Consider the following 16,354-nt stretch of genomic DNA (forward strand, 5'->3'; position numbering starts at 1 on the left):
ATCCGCGGGGTGGAGCAGCCCGGTAGCTCGTCAGGCTCATAACCTGAAGGCCGCAGGTTCAAATCCTGCCCCCGCAACCAAATCAGCAAAAAGCCCGCCTCCGCAAGGAGCGCGGGCTTTTTGCTGTCCGCATTTTTCCGGCCGGTCGGGCGTGATGTCCCGCCGCTCCGCTTGTCTAGGAACAAGGGGGCCATTGCCGGCCCCGTCCAGGACAAGGACCGTGATGCCGACCATGCTCGATTGCCTGATCGTCGGCGGTGGCCCCGCCGGGTTGACTGCTTCCATCTATCTTGCGCGCTATCGCCGCAAGGCTCTGGTGGTGGACGAGGCGAAGAGCCGCTGCGCTTGGATCCCGACCTCCCACAATCTTGCCGGGTTTACCGGCGGCATCCGCGGTACCGACCTGTTGGAGCGTATCCGAGCACAGGCCGAAAGCTACGGTGCCTGCATCGAGACGGGGTCGGTGGCGACGCTGGAGCGGCTGCCCGGCGGTCGCGGCTATCGTGCCGGTTTGGGTGATGGCCGCGAGATCGACGCCGCGTCCGTGCTGCTCGCCACCGGCGTGATCGACGGCCAGCCGCGGATGCCCCATCTCTACGAGGCGATGCAGCGCGGCCTGATCCGCGTCTGTCCGATCTGCGACGGGTATGAGGTGATCGACCGGCGCATCGCCGTTCTGGGGCACGGCGTCCAAGCGAGCGGCGAAGCCCGTTTCATCCGCACCTACAGCCCCTATGTCACCCTGCTGACGCTGGGAGAGCGGATGGCCCTGTCGATTGAGGAGCGGGGTGAACTGGATGCCGCCGGCATCGCGGTGATCGAGGAGCCGGTCGCCGCCGTCGGCACCTGCGAGGATGACAGCACCCGCCTGACCCTGGAGAGTGGCCACATCCTTGACTTCGACACGCTCTATTCCGCCCTTGGCATCACCGCCCGCTCGGGCTTGGCGGAGCGGCTCGGCGCCGCCATGGATGAGGATGGCCGTCTGATCGTCGACCGGCACCAGCGCAGTTCCGTCCCCGGCCTCTATGCCGCCGGCGACGTCGTTTCAACGCTGAACCAGATCGCCGTCGCCATGGGGGAGGCCGCTATGGCCGCCACCGCCATCCACAACGACCTGCGCCATCGGGACTGAACCTGACTCGACGGTCAATGAACCTCCCGTTCGACGCGGGTCAGCAGATCGGTGAAGAAGGTCACCTCCTCCGGCGTCAGGCCCAGCTTGGCATGGCGGGGAAGGAACTGGGCAACCGGCCGGCCACTCTCCCGCCCTTGTAGGACGCCGTCGCGGACCACCAGCGACTCCCGGGCCAGATCGGCCGCGGACTCGTGGCAACGCCCGCACCGCTCCTGGAAGCGCGGTCCTGTGCTGGCTTGGGCGAGCAGCATCTCGTACATCGGCTGAACGAGGTTGTCCGGCAGATGGTGGTTGTGCAGGAAGACCAGCAGGTCGTCCTTGTGATGGACACCCTGGAGCTTTCCATCGGTCACGGTCAGGGACCGTCGGGCGAAGGGGCCGGCATGGCGATGACAGTCCCCGCAGGTCTGCTCCCAGAACCGGTGAAGATCGGTCGCGTTGCCAAACGATGCCGGCAGAAGAGCTGCGAGCAGGAATGCCGCCGTAATTGCTCTTTTCATTTTGCGCCTCCCGGTGGAGTTGCAGGCATGATGGAGGCGGCGTCCGGACGCGCGCACCCGATCCACCACCGACATCAGCCAAGGCTGACATCATTCCGGCCGGGTTGCGACCTGCGCCGACGGGACTGTGCCGTTTGTCACGACCCGCACCCCTTGCCCCGCGGTCATTGCGGTTGCGCCATGGGGTCGGCATGTCGTACCCATTTCGCCAGTTGCATCCACACGGATGCCCCCGCTTTGCATGCTTTTTGGGTGTGCGGGCAAGTTGCGAGCAGATGGCGAGCCCATGGCCAAGCGCAAGGTTTTCGACGATTTCGATCCGGCACCGTCCGGTCCCTCCGTCTCCGAGACTCTGCGCGCGACGCGCATGGCGCATGGTTACGACCTGCGCGACGTCGCGACGATGCTGCGCATCCGCTATCCTTACCTGCTGGCGATCGAGGAAGGTCGGTACCAGGAACTGCCGGGCAGCACCTATGCCATCGGCTTCCTGCGCTCCTACGCGGAATGCCTGGGGCTGGACCCGGACATGGTCGTCACCCGCTACAAGGAGGAGGCGGCCGGTACCGTCCGCCGGCAGGAGCTGTATCTGCCGACACCGGCGGCCGAAGGGCGCGCCTCCGGCGGGACTCTGTTGCTCGGCACGCTGGTGCTGGCCGGCATCGTCTATGGCGGCTGGTACTATCTGTCGGCGACCGACCGGTCGGTCGCCGATCTTGTGCCGGTCCTGCCGGACCGCCTGGTCTCGCTGTTGGACGGCGTGCCGGCCAAGCCGGCGGAGCAGGCCCCGGACCAGTCCGCCACCGCGCCGGGGCAGCCCATAGCCGCTCCCGAGGCGCCCACGCCGGTCATCGCGTCCGCTCCGCCTTCGTCTCCTCCGGCCGCTCCGCCTTCGTCTCCTCCGGCCGCTCCCACTGCGGTTCCGCCGTCCGCCGTCACCGCGCCTGCCACGTCTCCGTCCACCACGCCCCCCGCCGCCGGCAGTCCGCAGGCCGTCGCGTCGGCGCCGTCCGCCGCATTGCCGCCGCCGGGGCAGACTGCCGCGAAAACTCCGGCAGGCTCCGCGCCCGCTGCGGCAACCCCGGGGCAGGGCATCGTCAATGTTCCGGCCCCGCCGGCGGAGGACGATGACGAGGCCTCGCCACAGGACCCGACTCCGCTGAATGCCGCGACGCCGCCGCCGGCCGCACCCGCCGCCCCGACGGCGACGGTGCCGGCCAACGGCAAGGTCTACGGCACGCTGAACACCAACGCGAAGCTGATCCTGAAGGCGACGCAGGACAGCTGGCTGCAGGTGCGCGACGGCGGCGACATCGTCTTCACCCGCGTGCTGAAGCCGGGCGACACCTTCCGCGTCCCCGACAAGCCCAATGTGAAGATCCGCACCGGCAATGCCGGCGGGTTGGTGGTGATGGCCGACGGCGGCGAGAGCCCGCCGCTGGGGTCGGTCGGGCAGGTTCTGCGCGACGTCGCCATCGACGCCCATGGGGTGGTGCGGCGCTGACGCGCCGTTCGGGGCTCCGGTTTGGGGCGGCAGCCATGCATCGGCTGCGCCCCACCACCGTCCTCTCTTGAATCCCGGGCGCCGGAGCGCACTTCTGGCCTGACGCCGGCTGCGCTAGGATGCGGCATCCGGTATTGCTTTTCGCTGTCCAGAGGCTGACCTGAGATGACCGTCCGCGCCTACCGCCAGATCCTTCGCCGCAAATCGCGCCAGATTCGCGTCGGCAACGTGTTGGTCGGCGGCGATGCGCCGATCTCGGTCCAGACCATGACCAACACGCCGACCACCGACGTCAAGGCGACGGTGGAGCAGATCCAGGCGGCCGAGCGGGTGGGGGCGGACATCGTCCGCGTCTCCTGCCCCGACCGTGAGTCGGCTCTGGCGCTGAAGGAGATCGTTCGGCAGGTGAAGGTGCCGATCGTCGCCGACATCCATTTCCACTACAAGCGCGCCATCGAGGCGGCGGAGAGCGGTGCTGCCTGCCTGCGCATCAACCCCGGCAACATCGGTTCGGCCGAGCGGGTGCGCGAGGTGGTGAAGGCGGCCAAGGACCATGGCTGTTCGATGCGCATCGGCGTCAATGCCGGCTCGCTGGAGCAGGATTTGCTGGAAAAATACGGCGAGCCCTGCCCTGAGGCGATGGTCGAAAGCGCGCTGAACCATGCGAAAATCCTGGAGGACAACGATTTCCGCGAGTTCAAGATCTCGGTGAAGGCATCGGATGCCTTCCTGGCCGTCGCCGCTTATCAGGGCTTGGCGGAGGCCTGCGATTACCCGCTGCACATCGGCATCACCGAGGCGGGGGGACTGCGCGCCGGGACGGTGAAGTCGTCGATCGGGCTGGGCATGCTGCTGTGGTCGGGGATCGGCGACACGCTGCGCGTCTCGCTGTCGGCCGAACCGGCGGAAGAGGTTCTGGTCGGCTACGACATCCTGAAGTCGCTGGGCCTGCGCCGCCGTGGCGTCACCGTGATTTCCTGCCCCAGCTGCGCCCGGCAGAACTTCAACGTCATCAAGACGGTGGAACTGCTGGAGCAGAAGCTGGCCCACATCACCACGCCGCTGACCCTGTCGGTGATCGGCTGCGTCGTGAACGGACCGGGCGAGGCGCGGGAGACCGACATCGGCCTGACCGGCGGCGGCAACAACACCCATCAGGTCTATCTGTCCGGCGTCACCGACCACCGGCTGAAGGACCAGGACATCGTCCAGCATCTGGTCGGGCTGGTCGAGAAGAAGGCGGCGGAGATCGAGGCGGCAAAGGCCGCGGCGGAAGCTGCCGAAGCCGAAACCACCCGAGAAACCAAGCGAGACGTGGCCCCCGCCGCGGAGTAAGCTGCCCGGAATTCGGGCAGGGACAGCGACCCTAGGCGTGACCACCACCTCCTACCTCGTCATTGGCGCCAGCCACCGGACTTGTTCCGGCGTCGTCCGCGACCGCCTGTCCACCGACGAGGCGGAAGTGGCGGGCATGCTGGACCGGCTGCGGGCCTCAGGCGTCGGGCAGGCGGTGTGGCTCAGCACCTGCGACCGGGTTGAGGTGCAGGCGGTCCACGAGCGCCCGAACGAGGCGGCGCTGGCGATTGCCGAGGCGATGGCCGACCGGGCCGGGCTGTCCACCGCCGATCTGGCGCCGCAGCTCTACACCCGCACCGGCATCGACGCCGTGCGCCACCTGTTCGCGGTGGCCTGCTCGCTCGACAGCCAGATCGTTGGCGAGCCGCATATCCTGGGCCAGCTGAAGGCCGCCCACCGCAGCGCTGCCGGCGCCGGGCTGACCGGGCCGGAGCTGGAGGCGGTGCTGCAGGCCGCCTATGCCGCCGCCAAGCGGGTGCGCAGCGAGACGCCGATCGCCGAGGGCGCCACCTCGCTGGCCGCCGCCGCCATCCAGGTGGCGCGCGACCTGCACGGCGACATCAGGCGCTGCGGTGCCCTGCTGGTCGGGTTGGGCGACATGGGCGCCCTGGTGCTGGAGGGCTTGCGCGAGGCGGGGCTGCCGCGGCTGACCGTCGCAGCACCGGTGGACCGGCGGGCGGAAGCGGCGGCGCGGCGGCTCGACGGGCATTTCGCCCACTGGGCCGATCTGGAGACGGCGATGACCGGCGCCGATATCCTGGTGACCGCGGCCGGTCTTGGGCGCTATATCCTCACGGCTCCGATGATGGAGGCGGTGCTGAAGCGCCGCCGCCGCCGGCCGGTCTTCGTGGTCGATGCCGCCATTCCGTCGGACGTCGACCCGGCGGTCGCCGGCATGGACGGCGCCTTCGTCTATGATCTGGCCGATCTGGAACGTGTGGCGTTGCAGGGCCGCGTCGGGCGCGAGGCGGCGACCCAGGCGGCCTGGATGATCGTGGACGAGGCGGTGGCCGCCTTCGCCCGCGACCGTGCGGAACGCGCCGCGGTGCCTGCCGTGGCGGCGCTCCGCACCCATTTCGAGGCGGAGCGGCGGCGCCTGCTGGCCGGGCATGCCGATCTGGACGCGGCGTCGGCGACGCGGCTGCTGGTCAACCGGCTGCTGCACGCCCCGTCGGAGGCGCTGCGGGCGCTGGCAGCCGACGGCAGCGGCGAAGGGTTGGCCGAACGGGCCGCGGCCGAACGGCTGATGTTCCGTCTTTTTGGGCTGGACAGGCTGACCGGCGCGGCACTGGAAGAGACTGAACGGGATAAGGACGAGCGACGTGAGCCTGGACGAGAAGTTCGATAAGGTGATGGCCCGGTATGACGAGCTGCGCGACACGCTTGCGGCCGGCCTGACCGAGTCCGGCGACTTCGCCCGGCTGTCCAAGGAATATGCCGACCTCACCCCGATCGCCGAAGCCATCGCGGAGCTGAAGAAGGGCCGTGCCGAGGCCGCCGATCTGGCGGAGATGATTGCCGACTCAGGTGCCGATCCCGAGATGAAGGCGATGGCGGAGGAGGAATTCCACGTCCTGACCAAGCGCATCCCGGAGCTGGAGCGCAAGGTGCAGATCTCGCTGCTGCCGAAGGACGAGGCGGACGAGAAGAACGCCATCCTGGAGGTGCGCGCCGGCACCGGCGGCGACGAGGCCGCCCTGTTCGCCGCCGAGCTGTTCGAGATGTACCGCCGCTATGCCGGCCTGCGTGGCTGGCGGTTCGAGGCGATGGACGTGAGCGAGACCGGCATCGGCGGCTACAAGGAGGCCACCGCCAACATCACCGGCCGCGGCGTGTTCGCCCGGCTGAAGTTCGAGTCCGGCGTCCACCGCGTCCAGCGCGTTCCGGCGACCGAGGCGCAGGGCCGCATCCACACCTCCGCCGCCACCGTCGCCGTGCTGCCCGAGGCGGAGGAGGTGGACATCCACATCGACGAGAAGGATTTGCGGATCGACGTCTTCCGCTCCTCCGGCCCCGGCGGCCAGTCGGTCAACACCACCGACAGCGCGGTGCGCATCACCCACCTGCCGACCGGGCTGGTGGTGAGCCAGCAGGACGAGAAGTCGCAGCACAAGAACAAGGCCAAGGCACTGAAGGTGCTGCGCGCCCGGCTGTACGACATGGAACGCGCCGCCAAGGATGCCGTCCGCGCCGCCGACCGCAAGAACCAGGTCGGCAGCGGCGACCGCTCGGAACGCATCCGCACCTACAATTTTCCCCAGGGGCGGGTGACCGACCACCGCATCAACCTGACGCTCTACAAGATCGACAAGGTGATGGCCGGCGAGGCGCTGGACGAACTGGTCGACGCGCTGATCGCCGAGGACGAGGCCGCCCGGTTGGCGGAGCTGGGGTGAGCCTTCACACGTCTACGCCCCAATCTCCCTCTCCCGCCGAAGGCGGGGGAGGGTCGGGGAGGGGGCCGAGCACCTCCCAGATCATGCGCGCTACTCCTTCGGGATTGCTGAGCACATCGGTGTTCCAGAAGCGCATCACCCGCCAGCCGGCATCCCTCATCCGCCGGTCCCGCACGGCATCGTAGAACGACCCGTTATGCTGTCTGCCATCGACTTCGACCACGAGCTTCACTTCAATGCAGGCGAAGTCGGCGATATAGGGCGGGATCGGGTGTTGGCGTCGGAAGTACCATCCGCGGATTTGGCGGCGGCGCAGCAGACTCCAAAGCTTGCGCTCGGCGTCGGTGGGAATGCGGCGCATGCCGCGTGCCTGGGTGAGCGCGGATTTCTTGGCGCGTGGCATGTGGTGTCGGCGTATGCCCCCTCCCTAACCCTCCCCCGCTTCGCGGGAGAGGGAACTTGGGGCGAGTTTGAATACGTATGTGTGGTTGAGGAAGGTGTAGAAAGGCCGCATCCATGAATCTCCGCACCCTGCGGGCGCAGGCCGAGGCGCGGCTGCGCGAGGCCGGCGTCGATACGCCGGACCTCGACGCCCGCTATCTGCTGGAACATGCGCTGACCCTCACCCGCACCGACTTCGTTACGAAGGCGGAACAACTCATCCCCGACGCCGACGCAGCCCGCGCGCTGGCGCTGGTCGAGCGCCGCGCCGGGCGGGAGCCGGTTGGGCGCATCCTGGGGCACCGGGAGTTCTGGACCATCGACCTCGCCCTCAATTCGGACACGCTGGAACCGCGGCCGGATACCGAGACGGTGGTGGAGGCGGTGTTCGCCGCGATTCCCGACCGAAAGGCCAATCTAAAGCTCATCGATTTCGGAACCGGAACGGGTTGCATCCTGCTGGCGCTGCTGTCGGAACTGCCGAACGCCACCGGTCTCGGCGTCGATCTCAGCCCGTTGGCGGTGGAGGCGGCGGCCGGGAATGCCGAGCGCAACGGGCTGGCGGACCGGGCCCGTTTCCAGACCGGCGACTGGGCCAAGGGGATCGGGGATCGTTTCGATATCGTGGTGTCCAACCCGCCCTACATCCCCAGCGCCGACATCGCCGCGCTGGAGCCGGAGGTGCGGGAGCACGACCCGCGCCGTGCGCTGGACGGAGGACCGGACGGACTGGAGCCCTACCGCATCCTCGCCGCCGAACTGCCGCGCCTGCTGGTCCCCGGGGGGCTGGCGGCCTTCGAGGTGGGGCAGGGTCAGGCGGAGGACGTGGCGGCGCTGGTCGAGGCGCAGGGCTTGGGCGAGACCGCGATCCTGTGTGACCTTGGTGGGGTAAAGCGTTGCGTCAGGGCACGAAAGGGGCTGTGAGGCGGCCGCTTATCCAAAAAAACGGTTGGATCGGCAGGCTTTGACGGGTAGTGTGCGGTACACGACCGCGAACCTATGGCCTGCGGAGCAAGAATCTCGGATGGTTTTCTGCCGAGCGCTGACCGCCATGGCCTGCCGCACGCGATGCGGACGCGTCGTTTGAACCCCGTGAGCGACCCATGGAAATCGTCCATGGCTGGCTCGGTGGCCGGGCCGGAAGGCCGGATGGCCGCCGGAGCGTTCCGGGGACTGCACTTCTCTTGCATGGGGCCTTAAGAGCCGAATGAGACAGGGACCGAACTCCAGGCGTTCGCGTGGTCGTGGCAACAGCGGCGGCGGGGGCAGCGGCGGCGGTGGTGGTGGTGGCGGGGGCGGCGGTGCCGGCCGGCGCCAGAACGTTCCGCTGCGTCATCAGACCTTCGACAGCAACGGCCCCGACGTCCGCATCCGCGGCAATGCGTGGCAGGTGCAGGAAAAATATCAGGCGCTGGCCCGCGACGCGATGTCGTCCGGCGATCGCGTGCAGGCGGAAAACTACCTGCAGCATGCGGAGCATTATCTCCGCATCATCAACCAGATCCAGGAATCGGAAAACCGCCAGCGCGGCGGCCAGCCCAGCATCGGGCATGGTCATCAGTCGCAGAGCGCCTCGCATGCCGGCGATGACGACGACCAGGGCGCCGAGGACGAGACCGACGGCGAGGAACGGGCGGCCGTCAACGCCTGAGACGTGACGCTTACCAGATGTGACGCTTATTCGACCGGCGTGACCGGGTCGCCCACCGCGATCCGGCCGCCGCCTGTCACCCGGGCGCGCAGCAGGATTTGGCTGTGGCCATAGCCGCGCTCCATGATGTTCGGCAGGCTGAGATCGGCGACGCCGGTGTCCGGGTTCACGTCGTTGCCGGGCGTACAGTCCAGCGCCTCCACCACCTCCAGCGTCGCGGCACCCACGGTCAGGGTCCGGCCGATCCAGCCGCGTTCCGCCCAGGGATCGATGCCGTCCACCAGCAGGTTGGCCCGCAGGCGCCGGGGATCGACCGGCTGCTTTGCAATCCGCTCTTCCAGATCGTGCAGGCTGGCAAGGTTCAGCAGCGTGACCGACGGCTCCTCGCTGTTGCCGAAGGCGCCGTGCTGCGCCTCGATCAGCCGGGGCATGCCGGGGACGATCCCGGCCAGATAGGCGGCGAAGAACTGTTCCAGCAGCGTGCGGCCCATCGGCTGGTCCAACCGGCCGCGCGACACCTGTCGTCCGCCGCGGCGGATGATCAACGCCCGCGTCGCCTCGTCGAACTCGGTCTGCAGCGCCGCCAGCTTTTCGGTGCGGTCCAGCGTGAAGAAGTCCGACGGCAGGCGCCAGCCCTCCGTCTCGGTATCCAGGGCCGCCGGGCCGTGCAGCAGGCCGTAACGGCGGTCGAGCGGAATGGCCTGGCCGGCGGTCAGGTCGGTGGCGGGAAGGTCCTGGCCGCTCATGCCCTTGACGGGATAGCGGCGGATGGCGGTCAGTGTGGCGTTCATTGCACTGCACAATGAAAGGGCTGGAGCATCCCTGTCAACCGATGCTGTGCCTGTATCTTACGCTTCGGCTGGGGTAAAGGCCGTCGGAATCGCCCGAGCCGCCCACTCCACCCCCTAATCTGGTGCCGTTACCAGCGTTCGGCGACCGGACGGTGCCCCAGAAGTTCCTCCAGCCGCCGTCCGGTGGCCGGCGACAGTCCTGCCGGCAACCGGTCGAGCGGGAAGAATCGGGCCTCCACGATCTCCACCCCGTCCGCCTTCGGGCTGCCGCTCCAACTGGGTACGACGAAAACCGCCACATGGTCGCTCGCTCCGTTGCGGAAGCGGGCGTAGATGCCGAAAGGCTGAGCGGGGCGGTCGGCGATCAGCCCGACCTCTTCCCGCACCTCGCGCCGCATGGCATCGACCAGCGTCTCCCCCCGTCCGACGCCGCCGCCCGGCAGGTGCCAGCCATCGACATAGCTGTGCCGGATCAGCAGAACACTGGGGTTGGCCGGGTCCGAGTCGTCGATGACGATCGCCCGCACCCCCATGGTCAGCGGCCGGGCGATCTGGTGCCAGACCCCGCGCAGGGTCCAGGCGAGACGAAGCAGTCGGGCCGTCATGGTCCTGGGCATGGCGTGGTGGGCGGGAACCGGCGAAGGTTTCGTGGCGGGTGCGGCGGTGCGCGTGCTGGAGGCGGCCAAGTCGGTCATGATGGCAATCCGGAAGGACCCGTGGACGACGGGCGGGCGGAAGTCTAGCCGGGCCGGGCGCGTGCCGTGTAGGGGGGCAATCGGCGGGGCGGGTGCTACCCCTTTTCCACGGTCCTAGGCGGTCCGGCGGAGAGGGTCTTGGTCGCGTTTCACCACCGATAACCTTTCTGCACAGATGGTCTTGCATGGCCCTTTGCCCTGCCTACATCTTCGGCAGCATCCTTGCGGATCGCACAGGTACGTGGATCGGATTGACCGGGCTGCCTCGCGGACGGTCGACGGGAGAAAGGGAAGCATCATGGATTTCGAGCAATACACCGAGCGTAGCCGCGGGTTCATTCAGTCTGCGCAGACCCTGGCCGTGCGCCGTGGGCATCAGCGCCTGACCCCGGAACATCTGCTGAAGACCCTGCTGGACGACAAGGAAGGCCTTGCCGCCAACCTGATCCGTGCGGCGGGCGGCGACCCCAAGGCGGCCCTGTCGGCGGTCGATGCCGAACTGGACAAGCTGCCGAAGGTCGAGGGCAGCGGCGCCGGTCAGCTCTATCTGACGCCCGAACTCTCCCGCGTGTTCGAACAGGCGGAGAAGGTCGCCGAAAAGGCCGGCGACAGCTTCGTCACCGCCGAACGCATCCTGCTGGCGCTCGCCATGGCCGACGGCACCCCGTCCGCTAAGGCGCTGAAGGCTGCCGGCGTGACGCCGCAGGCGCTGAACACCGCCATCAACGACATCCGCAAGGGCCGCACCGCCGACAGCGCCAGCGCCGAGCAGGGCTATGACGCCCTGAAGAAGTACGCCCGCGACCTGACCGCCGCGGCACGCGACGGCAAGCTTGACCCCGTGATCGGCCGCGACGAGGAAATCCGCCGCACCATCCAGGTGCTGGCCCGCCGCACCAAGAACAACCCCGTCCTGATCGGCGAGCCCGGCGTCGGCAAGACCGCCATCGTCGAGGGGCTGGCCCAGCGCATCGTCAAGGGCGACGTGCCGGAAGGCTTGAAGAACAAGCAGCTGCTGTCGCTCGACCTCGGCGCGCTGGTGGCCGGCGCCAAGTATCGCGGCGAGTTCGAGGAGCGGCTGAAGGCGGTGCTGTCGGAAATCCAGGCCGCGGCCGGCGAGATCGTCGTCTTCATCGACGAGCTGCACACGCTGGTCGGCGCCGGCAAGTCGGACGGCGCGATGGACGCCTCCAACATGCTGAAGCCGGCGCTGGCGCGCGGCGAACTGCATTGCGTCGGCGCCACCACGCTGGACGAGTTCCGCAAGTATATCGAGAAGGACGCGGCGCTGGCCCGGCGGTTCCAGCCGGTCTTCGTGTCGGAGCCGACGGTGGAGGACACCATCTCCATCCTGCGCGGCCTGAAGGAGCGCTATGAGGTCCACCATGGCGTGCGCATCACCGATAGCGCCATCGTGTCGGCGGCGACCCTGTCCAACCGCTACATCACCGACCGCTTCCTGCCTGACAAGGCCATCGACCTGATCGACGAGGCGGCGAGCCGCCTGCGCATGGCGGTGGACAGCAAGCCGGAGGCCATCGACGAGCTGGACCGCCGCATCATCCAGCTGAAGATCGAGCGCGAGGCGCTGAAGCGCGAGCAGGATGCCGCGTCGCGCGACCGCCTGACCAACCTGGAGCGCGAGCTGTCCGATCTGGAGCAGGAATCGGCCGAGTTGACCGCCAAGTGGCAGGCCGAGAAGGACCAGCTGCAGGGCGCGCAGAAGATCAAGGAGGATCTGGAGAAGGCCCGCACCGAACTGGAGACGTCGCAGCGTGACGGCAACTGGGGCCGCGCGGGCGAACTGGCTTATGGCGTCATTCCGGGTCTGGAAAAGGCGCTGAAGGATGCCGAGGAGCATGCCAGCAGCCGCATGCTGAACGAGGAGGTCCGCGACAGCGACATCGCCGCGGTGGTCAGCCGCTGGACCGGCGTGCCGGTCGACAAGATGCTGGCTGGCGAGCGCGAGAAGCTGCTGGCGATGGAGGAGAAGCTGCGCGGCCGGGTCATCGGCCAGGACGAGGCCATCGTCGCCGTGTCCAACGCCGTGCGCCGGGCGCGGGCCGGCTTGCAGGACCCGAACCGTCCGATCGGCTCCTTCCTGTTCCTGGGTCCGACCGGCGTCGGCAAGACCGAGCTGACCAAGGCGCTGGCCGAATTCCTGTTCGACGACGAGACGGCGATGGTCCGGCTCGATATGTCGGAGTACATGGAAAAGCACTCCGTCGCCCGCATGATCGGCGCGCCTCCGGGCTATGTCGGCTATGAGGAGGGCGGGGCGCTGACCGAAGCGGTGCGCCGCCGGCCCTATCAGGTCGTGCTGTTCGACGAGGTGGAGAAGGCCCACCCCGACGTCTTCAACGTGCTGCTGCAGGTGCTGGACGACGGCCGTCTGACCGACGGGCAGGGCCGTACCGTCGACTTCCGCAACGTCGTCATCATCATGACCTCCAACCTCGGCTCGCAGGCGCTGGCCGAGCAGGCGGAGGGCGAGGACAGCGCGGCGGTGCGCGACGAGGTGATGGAAGCCGTCCGGGCCCATTTCCGGCCGGAGTTCCTGAACCGCCTGGACGAGATCCTGCTGTTCCACCGGCTCGACCGCCGGCATATGGGCGGCATCGTCAAGATCCAGCTCGGCCGCCTGACGAAGATGCTCGCCGACCGCGAGATCACGCTGACGGTGGACGAGGCCGCGACCGAATGGCTGGCCGAGGCCGGCTACGACCCGGTCTACGGCGCCCGTCCGCTGAAGCGGGTGATCCAGCGCGAGCTGCAGAACCCAATGGCGACCCTGATCCTGGAAGGCCGCATCAAGGACGGCCAGACGGTGGCGGTCGGGGCCGAAGGCGGTTCGCTGACCATCGATGGCCAGCCGGTGAGCGGGTTGGTCCGCAAGGGCTGACGTCTGTGCCGGCCGCATTGCACCGATGAGTGCGATGCAGCTTTGTCGGGTGGCTGAACTGTGCGTATGATCGGCGGAACTGTTTAACATATCGAACAGTTTCCGCCGATCCTTCGCGGACGGCGGGGCAACGCACCCGAACGCCCGAACAGGAAGCCACGTTCCATGACCGCTCCCGTCAGCACCGCCGGCAATTCCGCCGCCAGCCGCGACAAGGCCTTCGTCCTCCATCCCTACACCAACCTGGATGTCCACGAGACGCAGGGGCCGATGATCATCGAACGCGGCGAAGGCATCCGCGTCTTCGACGACGGCGGCCGGGATTACATCGAGGGGATGGCCAGCCTGTGGTGCGTCTCGCTCGGCTGGGGTGAGGAGCGGCTGGTCCAGGCGGCGACCAAGCAGATGCGGCAGCTGTCCACCTATCACATCTTCGGCCACAAGTCGCACGAGCCGGGCATCGATCTGGCGGAAAAACTGATCGGGCTGGCGCCGGTGCCGATGTCGAAGGTCTTCTTTGCCAATTCAGGCTCGGAAGCCAACGACACCGCGATCAAGCTGATCTGGTACTACAACAACGCGCTCGGCCGGCCGGAGAAGAAGAAGATCCTCTCGCGCCAGCGCGCCTATCACGGCGTGACGGTGGCGACCGCCAGCCTGACCGGGCTGCCCAACAACCACCGCGATTTCGACCTGCCGATCGCCCGCATCATCCACGGCGACTGCCCGCACCACTACCGCAATGCGCTTGAGGGCGAGAGCGAGGAGGCCTTCGCCACCCGTCTCGCCGAACAGTTGGAGGCGCTGATCCTGGCCGAGGGGCCGGACACCGTCGCCGCCATGTTCGCCGAGCCGGTGATGGGCGCCGGCGGCGTCGTGGTGCCGCCCGCGACCTACTTCGCCAAGATCCAGCCGGTGTTGAAGAAATACGACATCCTGCTGGTCGCCGACGAGGTGATCTGCGGATTCGGCCGCACCGGCAATTTCTGGGGCAGCCAGACCATGGGCATGCAGCCGGACATCCTGACCTGCGCCAAGCAGCTGTCGTCGGGCTATCTGCCGATCTCCGCCGTCATGGTGACCGACGCGATCTATCGCGCCTGCGTCGACGAGAGCCGGAAGATCGGCACCTTCGGCCATGGCTACACCTACTCCGCCCATCCGGTGGCGGCGGCGGTGGCACTGGAAACGCTGAACATCTACGAGGAACGCGACATCGTCGGCCATGTCCGATCGGTCGCCCCGGCCTTCCAGTCGCGGCTGAAGGCGCTGGCCGAGCATCCGCTGGTCGGCGAAGCCCGCGGCATCGGCCTGATCGGCGCGCTGGAACTGGTGGCCGACAAGGCGACCAAGACGCCCTTCGATCCGCCCGGCCGCGCCGGTGCGCTGGTCAACGGCCTTGCCCAGGACAACGGCCTGATCGTCCGCGCCATGGGTGATTCCATCGCGCTCTGTCCGCCGCTGGTGATCTCGGAGGCGGAGATCCACGAGACCTTCGACCGCCTGACCAAGGCGCTCGACTCCGCGGTGCCGGTTCTGCGGGGGTAGGGATGACACCCTCTCCCGCCCCGGGAGAGGGAAGGGGCCCAAGCAAAGCTTGGGAAGGGTGAGGGGTGATCCAAGGATCAGAAATCCATGTTTGGAATACCCCTCACCCTCCCACCTTCGGCGGGCCCCTCCCTCTCCCGGGGCGGGAGAGGGGACTCAGAGGCGCCGCAGATGCATCTTGCCCAGGCCGCCCAGCGCGTCGAACAGCTGGCGGAACTGGGTGAGGAACTGCTCCCAGGTCACCTTCGTCGTCGGCTCGATGGCGGCGTGCAGGGCGCCCAGGCTGGTCTTGCCGTCGACCCTAGACAGGATCGGGCCGGCCAGCCGGGGCAGGGGCAGCGCCACCACGCTGCCCATCAGGTCGAACTCCAGGCTGCCGCCGGGCGGCACGGCCTTCGCCACGGTCTTGCCGTCGATGTCGCGCAGGACCGGAACCACGTCAGGCCTGTCCGGCTGGATGCGGGCGGCGTCCAGATCGGCAGGGCGCAGCAGATAGGCGATGTGCTTGGTAAAGGCGCCGGTGATCCGCTCGGTCCAGGCGGCGCGCTCCAGCATGCTGAGCCCCGTCAGTTGCTTCAGGACGCGGGCGTCCTTGACCCACAGCGACGGCTCATAGCGCAGCGGGTCGATCAGCGTCGCGATGGCGAGACCGGCGCTGTCCGCCAGTTCCGCCAGTTGAGGCACGCTGTAGGGACGGTCGCAACTGTGCAGCAGCAGGTCGTAGAGGTTGGCGTCGGCCAGCCGGTGGTCGCTGATGTGCGGGTTGTTCAGCAGCCAGTTGGTCGGCGGCAGGGCCTGGATCAGTCGGCGGGCCAGCGCCACCTTCTCGGCCGGCGGCAGCCCTTCGGTCATGCCGCGCAGAGCCTCCTGCATCGGGTAGACGCCGGTGCGGCCATAGGGCGCGTAGACCATGATGCCGATGCCGCCGCCGGGCGCCAGCGCCCCGGCCAGCGAGCGCAGGCCGGCCGACGGGTCGTCCAGATGGTGCAGCACGCCGCAGCAATCGATGTAGTCGAATGGCCCGGCTTCCGAAACGAGTCCTTCCAATTCAAGCAGAGACCCGCGGCGGAAGTCGATGTTGGTCAGGCCGCGCGCCTTGGCCCGCGCCTCGGCGATGGCGCGGCTGGCGTCTGACAGGTCGATGTAGGTGATGCGGCCGGGATTGCCGGCGTCGGCCATCTGCTGCGCCAGCATGATGGTGCCGTCCCCCGTGCCGCCGCCGGCCACCAGAACACGCAGCGGCTTGGAATGATCGATCCGGCCGCCGAAGACGTGCTGGACCAGCTCGTCCAGATGGCTGGGCGAGCCGGTGACCAGCCGTTCGGCCTCGTCGGCCGGGTTGCGCGCCGGATAGGGATAGGCTTCATACTGGGCGCGCAGGTCGTCGATGCTCATGGGGGATTGCTCATAAGGAACGGGCGCGGCGACCATA

At 68.3% G+C, this 16,354-nt stretch carries 14 protein-coding genes and 1 tRNA gene; 10 read left to right on the top strand and 5 right to left on the bottom strand.

What is annotated here, in order from left to right:
• The first annotated feature begins 3 nt into the window (after positions 1–3).
• Positions 4–80: transfer RNA gene (locus TSO5_RS15440), tRNA-Met, on the top strand.
• Between the two features lie 143 nt (positions 81–223).
• Positions 224–1,135 (top strand): NAD(P)/FAD-dependent oxidoreductase, encoded by a 912-nt coding sequence (locus TSO5_RS15445; RefSeq protein ID WP_109152390.1) that lies wholly within the window; start codon positions 224–226, stop codon positions 1,133–1,135.
• Between the two features lie 14 nt (positions 1,136–1,149).
• Here TSO5_RS15445 and TSO5_RS15450 read toward each other — a convergent pair whose 3' ends face one another.
• On the bottom strand, positions 1,150–1,491 hold the full coding sequence (locus TSO5_RS15450; RefSeq protein ID WP_109152391.1) for a hypothetical protein: 342 nt from the start codon (positions 1,489–1,491) through the stop codon (positions 1,150–1,152).
• 433 nt (positions 1,492–1,924) lie between these two features.
• Between TSO5_RS15450 and TSO5_RS15455 the strand changes: the two genes are divergently transcribed.
• The 4 genes from TSO5_RS15455 to prfA all read left to right on the top strand — a co-directional run bounded on the left by TSO5_RS15455 (position 1,925) and on the right by prfA (position 6,894).
• Entirely contained in the window at positions 1,925–3,142 is a 1,218-nt protein-coding gene (locus TSO5_RS15455) for a helix-turn-helix domain-containing protein (protein WP_109152392.1), read from the top strand.
• 165 nt (positions 3,143–3,307) lie between these two features.
• Positions 3,308–4,477 carry a flavodoxin-dependent (E)-4-hydroxy-3-methylbut-2-enyl-diphosphate synthase gene (gene ispG / locus TSO5_RS15460; RefSeq protein ID WP_109152393.1) on the top strand — a complete coding sequence of 390 codons (1,170 nt, stop codon included), beginning with the start codon at positions 3,308–3,310 and terminating at the stop codon, positions 4,475–4,477.
• Between the two features lie 37 nt (positions 4,478–4,514).
• Complete coding sequence (hemA, locus tag TSO5_RS15465) at positions 4,515–5,846, top strand: glutamyl-tRNA reductase (RefSeq protein ID WP_109152394.1); 1,332 nt, start codon at positions 4,515–4,517, stop codon at positions 5,844–5,846.
• Complete coding sequence (gene prfA / locus TSO5_RS15470; RefSeq protein WP_109152395.1) at positions 5,821–6,894, top strand: peptide chain release factor 1; 1,074 nt, start codon at positions 5,821–5,823, stop codon at positions 6,892–6,894. The genes hemA and prfA overlap by 26 nt, the downstream gene beginning before the upstream one ends.
• A gap of 4 nt (positions 6,895–6,898) precedes the next feature.
• Here prfA and TSO5_RS15475 read toward each other — a convergent pair whose 3' ends face one another.
• Positions 6,899–7,297 carry an endonuclease domain-containing protein gene (locus tag TSO5_RS15475; RefSeq protein ID WP_109152396.1) on the bottom strand — a complete coding sequence of 133 codons (399 nt, stop codon included), beginning with the start codon at positions 7,295–7,297 and terminating at the stop codon, positions 6,899–6,901.
• A 113-nt stretch (positions 7,298–7,410) separates the two neighbouring features.
• On the opposite strand from TSO5_RS15475, the gene prmC reads away from it, so the two are divergent.
• Together prmC and TSO5_RS15485 are read left to right on the top strand one after the other, a co-directional pair.
• The gene (gene prmC / locus TSO5_RS15480; RefSeq protein ID WP_109152397.1) at positions 7,411–8,259 is read left to right on the top strand and encodes a peptide chain release factor N(5)-glutamine methyltransferase; all 849 of its coding nucleotides are present in this window, start codon (positions 7,411–7,413) and stop codon (positions 8,257–8,259) included.
• Between the two features lie 283 nt (positions 8,260–8,542).
• Positions 8,543–8,986 carry a DUF4167 domain-containing protein gene (locus TSO5_RS15485; RefSeq protein ID WP_109152398.1) on the top strand — a complete coding sequence of 148 codons (444 nt, stop codon included), beginning with the start codon at positions 8,543–8,545 and terminating at the stop codon, positions 8,984–8,986.
• 26 nt (positions 8,987–9,012) lie between these two features.
• Here the strand turns inward: TSO5_RS15485 and TSO5_RS15490 are convergent, their stop codons facing one another.
• Positions 9,013–9,777, bottom strand: a complete 765-nt coding sequence (locus TSO5_RS15490; protein ID WP_109152399.1) for an MOSC domain-containing protein — start codon at positions 9,775–9,777, stop codon at positions 9,013–9,015.
• A 128-nt stretch (positions 9,778–9,905) separates the two neighbouring features.
• Entirely contained in the window at positions 9,906–10,472 is a 567-nt protein-coding gene (locus TSO5_RS15495; protein ID WP_109152400.1) for an NUDIX domain-containing protein, read from the bottom strand.
• A 298-nt stretch (positions 10,473–10,770) separates the two neighbouring features.
• Between TSO5_RS15495 and clpB the strand changes: the two genes are divergently transcribed.
• Both clpB and TSO5_RS15505 read left to right on the top strand, forming a co-directional pair.
• The gene (clpB, locus tag TSO5_RS15500; protein WP_109152401.1) at positions 10,771–13,374 is read left to right on the top strand and encodes an ATP-dependent chaperone ClpB; all 2,604 of its coding nucleotides are present in this window, start codon (positions 10,771–10,773) and stop codon (positions 13,372–13,374) included.
• Positions 13,375–13,539: 165 nt separating this feature from the next.
• On the top strand, positions 13,540–14,922 hold the full coding sequence (locus tag TSO5_RS15505; protein ID WP_109152402.1) for an aspartate aminotransferase family protein: 1,383 nt from the start codon (positions 13,540–13,542) through the stop codon (positions 14,920–14,922).
• Between the two features lie 156 nt (positions 14,923–15,078).
• On the opposite strand, the gene TSO5_RS15510 is transcribed toward TSO5_RS15505, so the two are convergent.
• Entirely contained in the window at positions 15,079–16,317 is a 1,239-nt protein-coding gene (locus TSO5_RS15510; RefSeq protein ID WP_109152403.1) for a class I SAM-dependent methyltransferase, read from the bottom strand.
• Between the last annotated feature and the right edge of the window lie 37 nt (positions 16,318–16,354).

The organism is Azospirillum sp. TSO5, assembly GCF_003116065.1.
In the GTDB taxonomy this organism is placed as follows: Bacteria; Pseudomonadota; Alphaproteobacteria; order Azospirillales; family Azospirillaceae; genus Azospirillum.

Excerpts from the sequence above, each read along its gene's own strand:
- TSO5_RS15505 (WP_109152402.1), top strand. The coding sequence starts at position 13,540 with ATGACCGCTCCCGTCAGCACCGCCGGCAATTCCGCCGCCAGCCGCGAC.
- TSO5_RS15455 (WP_109152392.1), top strand. The coding sequence starts at position 1,925 with ATGGCCAAGCGCAAGGTTTTCGACGATTTCGATCCGGCACCGTCCGGT.
- TSO5_RS15495 (WP_109152400.1), bottom strand. The coding sequence starts at position 10,472 with ATGACCGACTTGGCCGCCTCCAGCACGCGCACCGCCGCACCCGCCACG.
- ispG (WP_109152393.1), top strand. The coding sequence starts at position 3,308 with ATGACCGTCCGCGCCTACCGCCAGATCCTTCGCCGCAAATCGCGCCAG.
- TSO5_RS15445 (WP_109152390.1), top strand. The coding sequence starts at position 224 with ATGCCGACCATGCTCGATTGCCTGATCGTCGGCGGTGGCCCCGCCGGG.
- TSO5_RS15490 (WP_109152399.1), bottom strand. The coding sequence starts at position 9,777 with ATGAACGCCACACTGACCGCCATCCGCCGCTATCCCGTCAAGGGCATG.
- prmC (WP_109152397.1), top strand. The coding sequence starts at position 7,411 with ATGAATCTCCGCACCCTGCGGGCGCAGGCCGAGGCGCGGCTGCGCGAG.
- TSO5_RS15475 (WP_109152396.1), bottom strand. The coding sequence starts at position 7,297 with ATGCCACGCGCCAAGAAATCCGCGCTCACCCAGGCACGCGGCATGCGC.
- TSO5_RS15485 (WP_109152398.1), top strand. The coding sequence starts at position 8,543 with ATGAGACAGGGACCGAACTCCAGGCGTTCGCGTGGTCGTGGCAACAGC.
- TSO5_RS15510 (WP_109152403.1), bottom strand. The coding sequence starts at position 16,317 with ATGAGCATCGACGACCTGCGCGCCCAGTATGAAGCCTATCCCTATCCG.
- clpB (WP_109152401.1), top strand. The coding sequence starts at position 10,771 with ATGGATTTCGAGCAATACACCGAGCGTAGCCGCGGGTTCATTCAGTCT.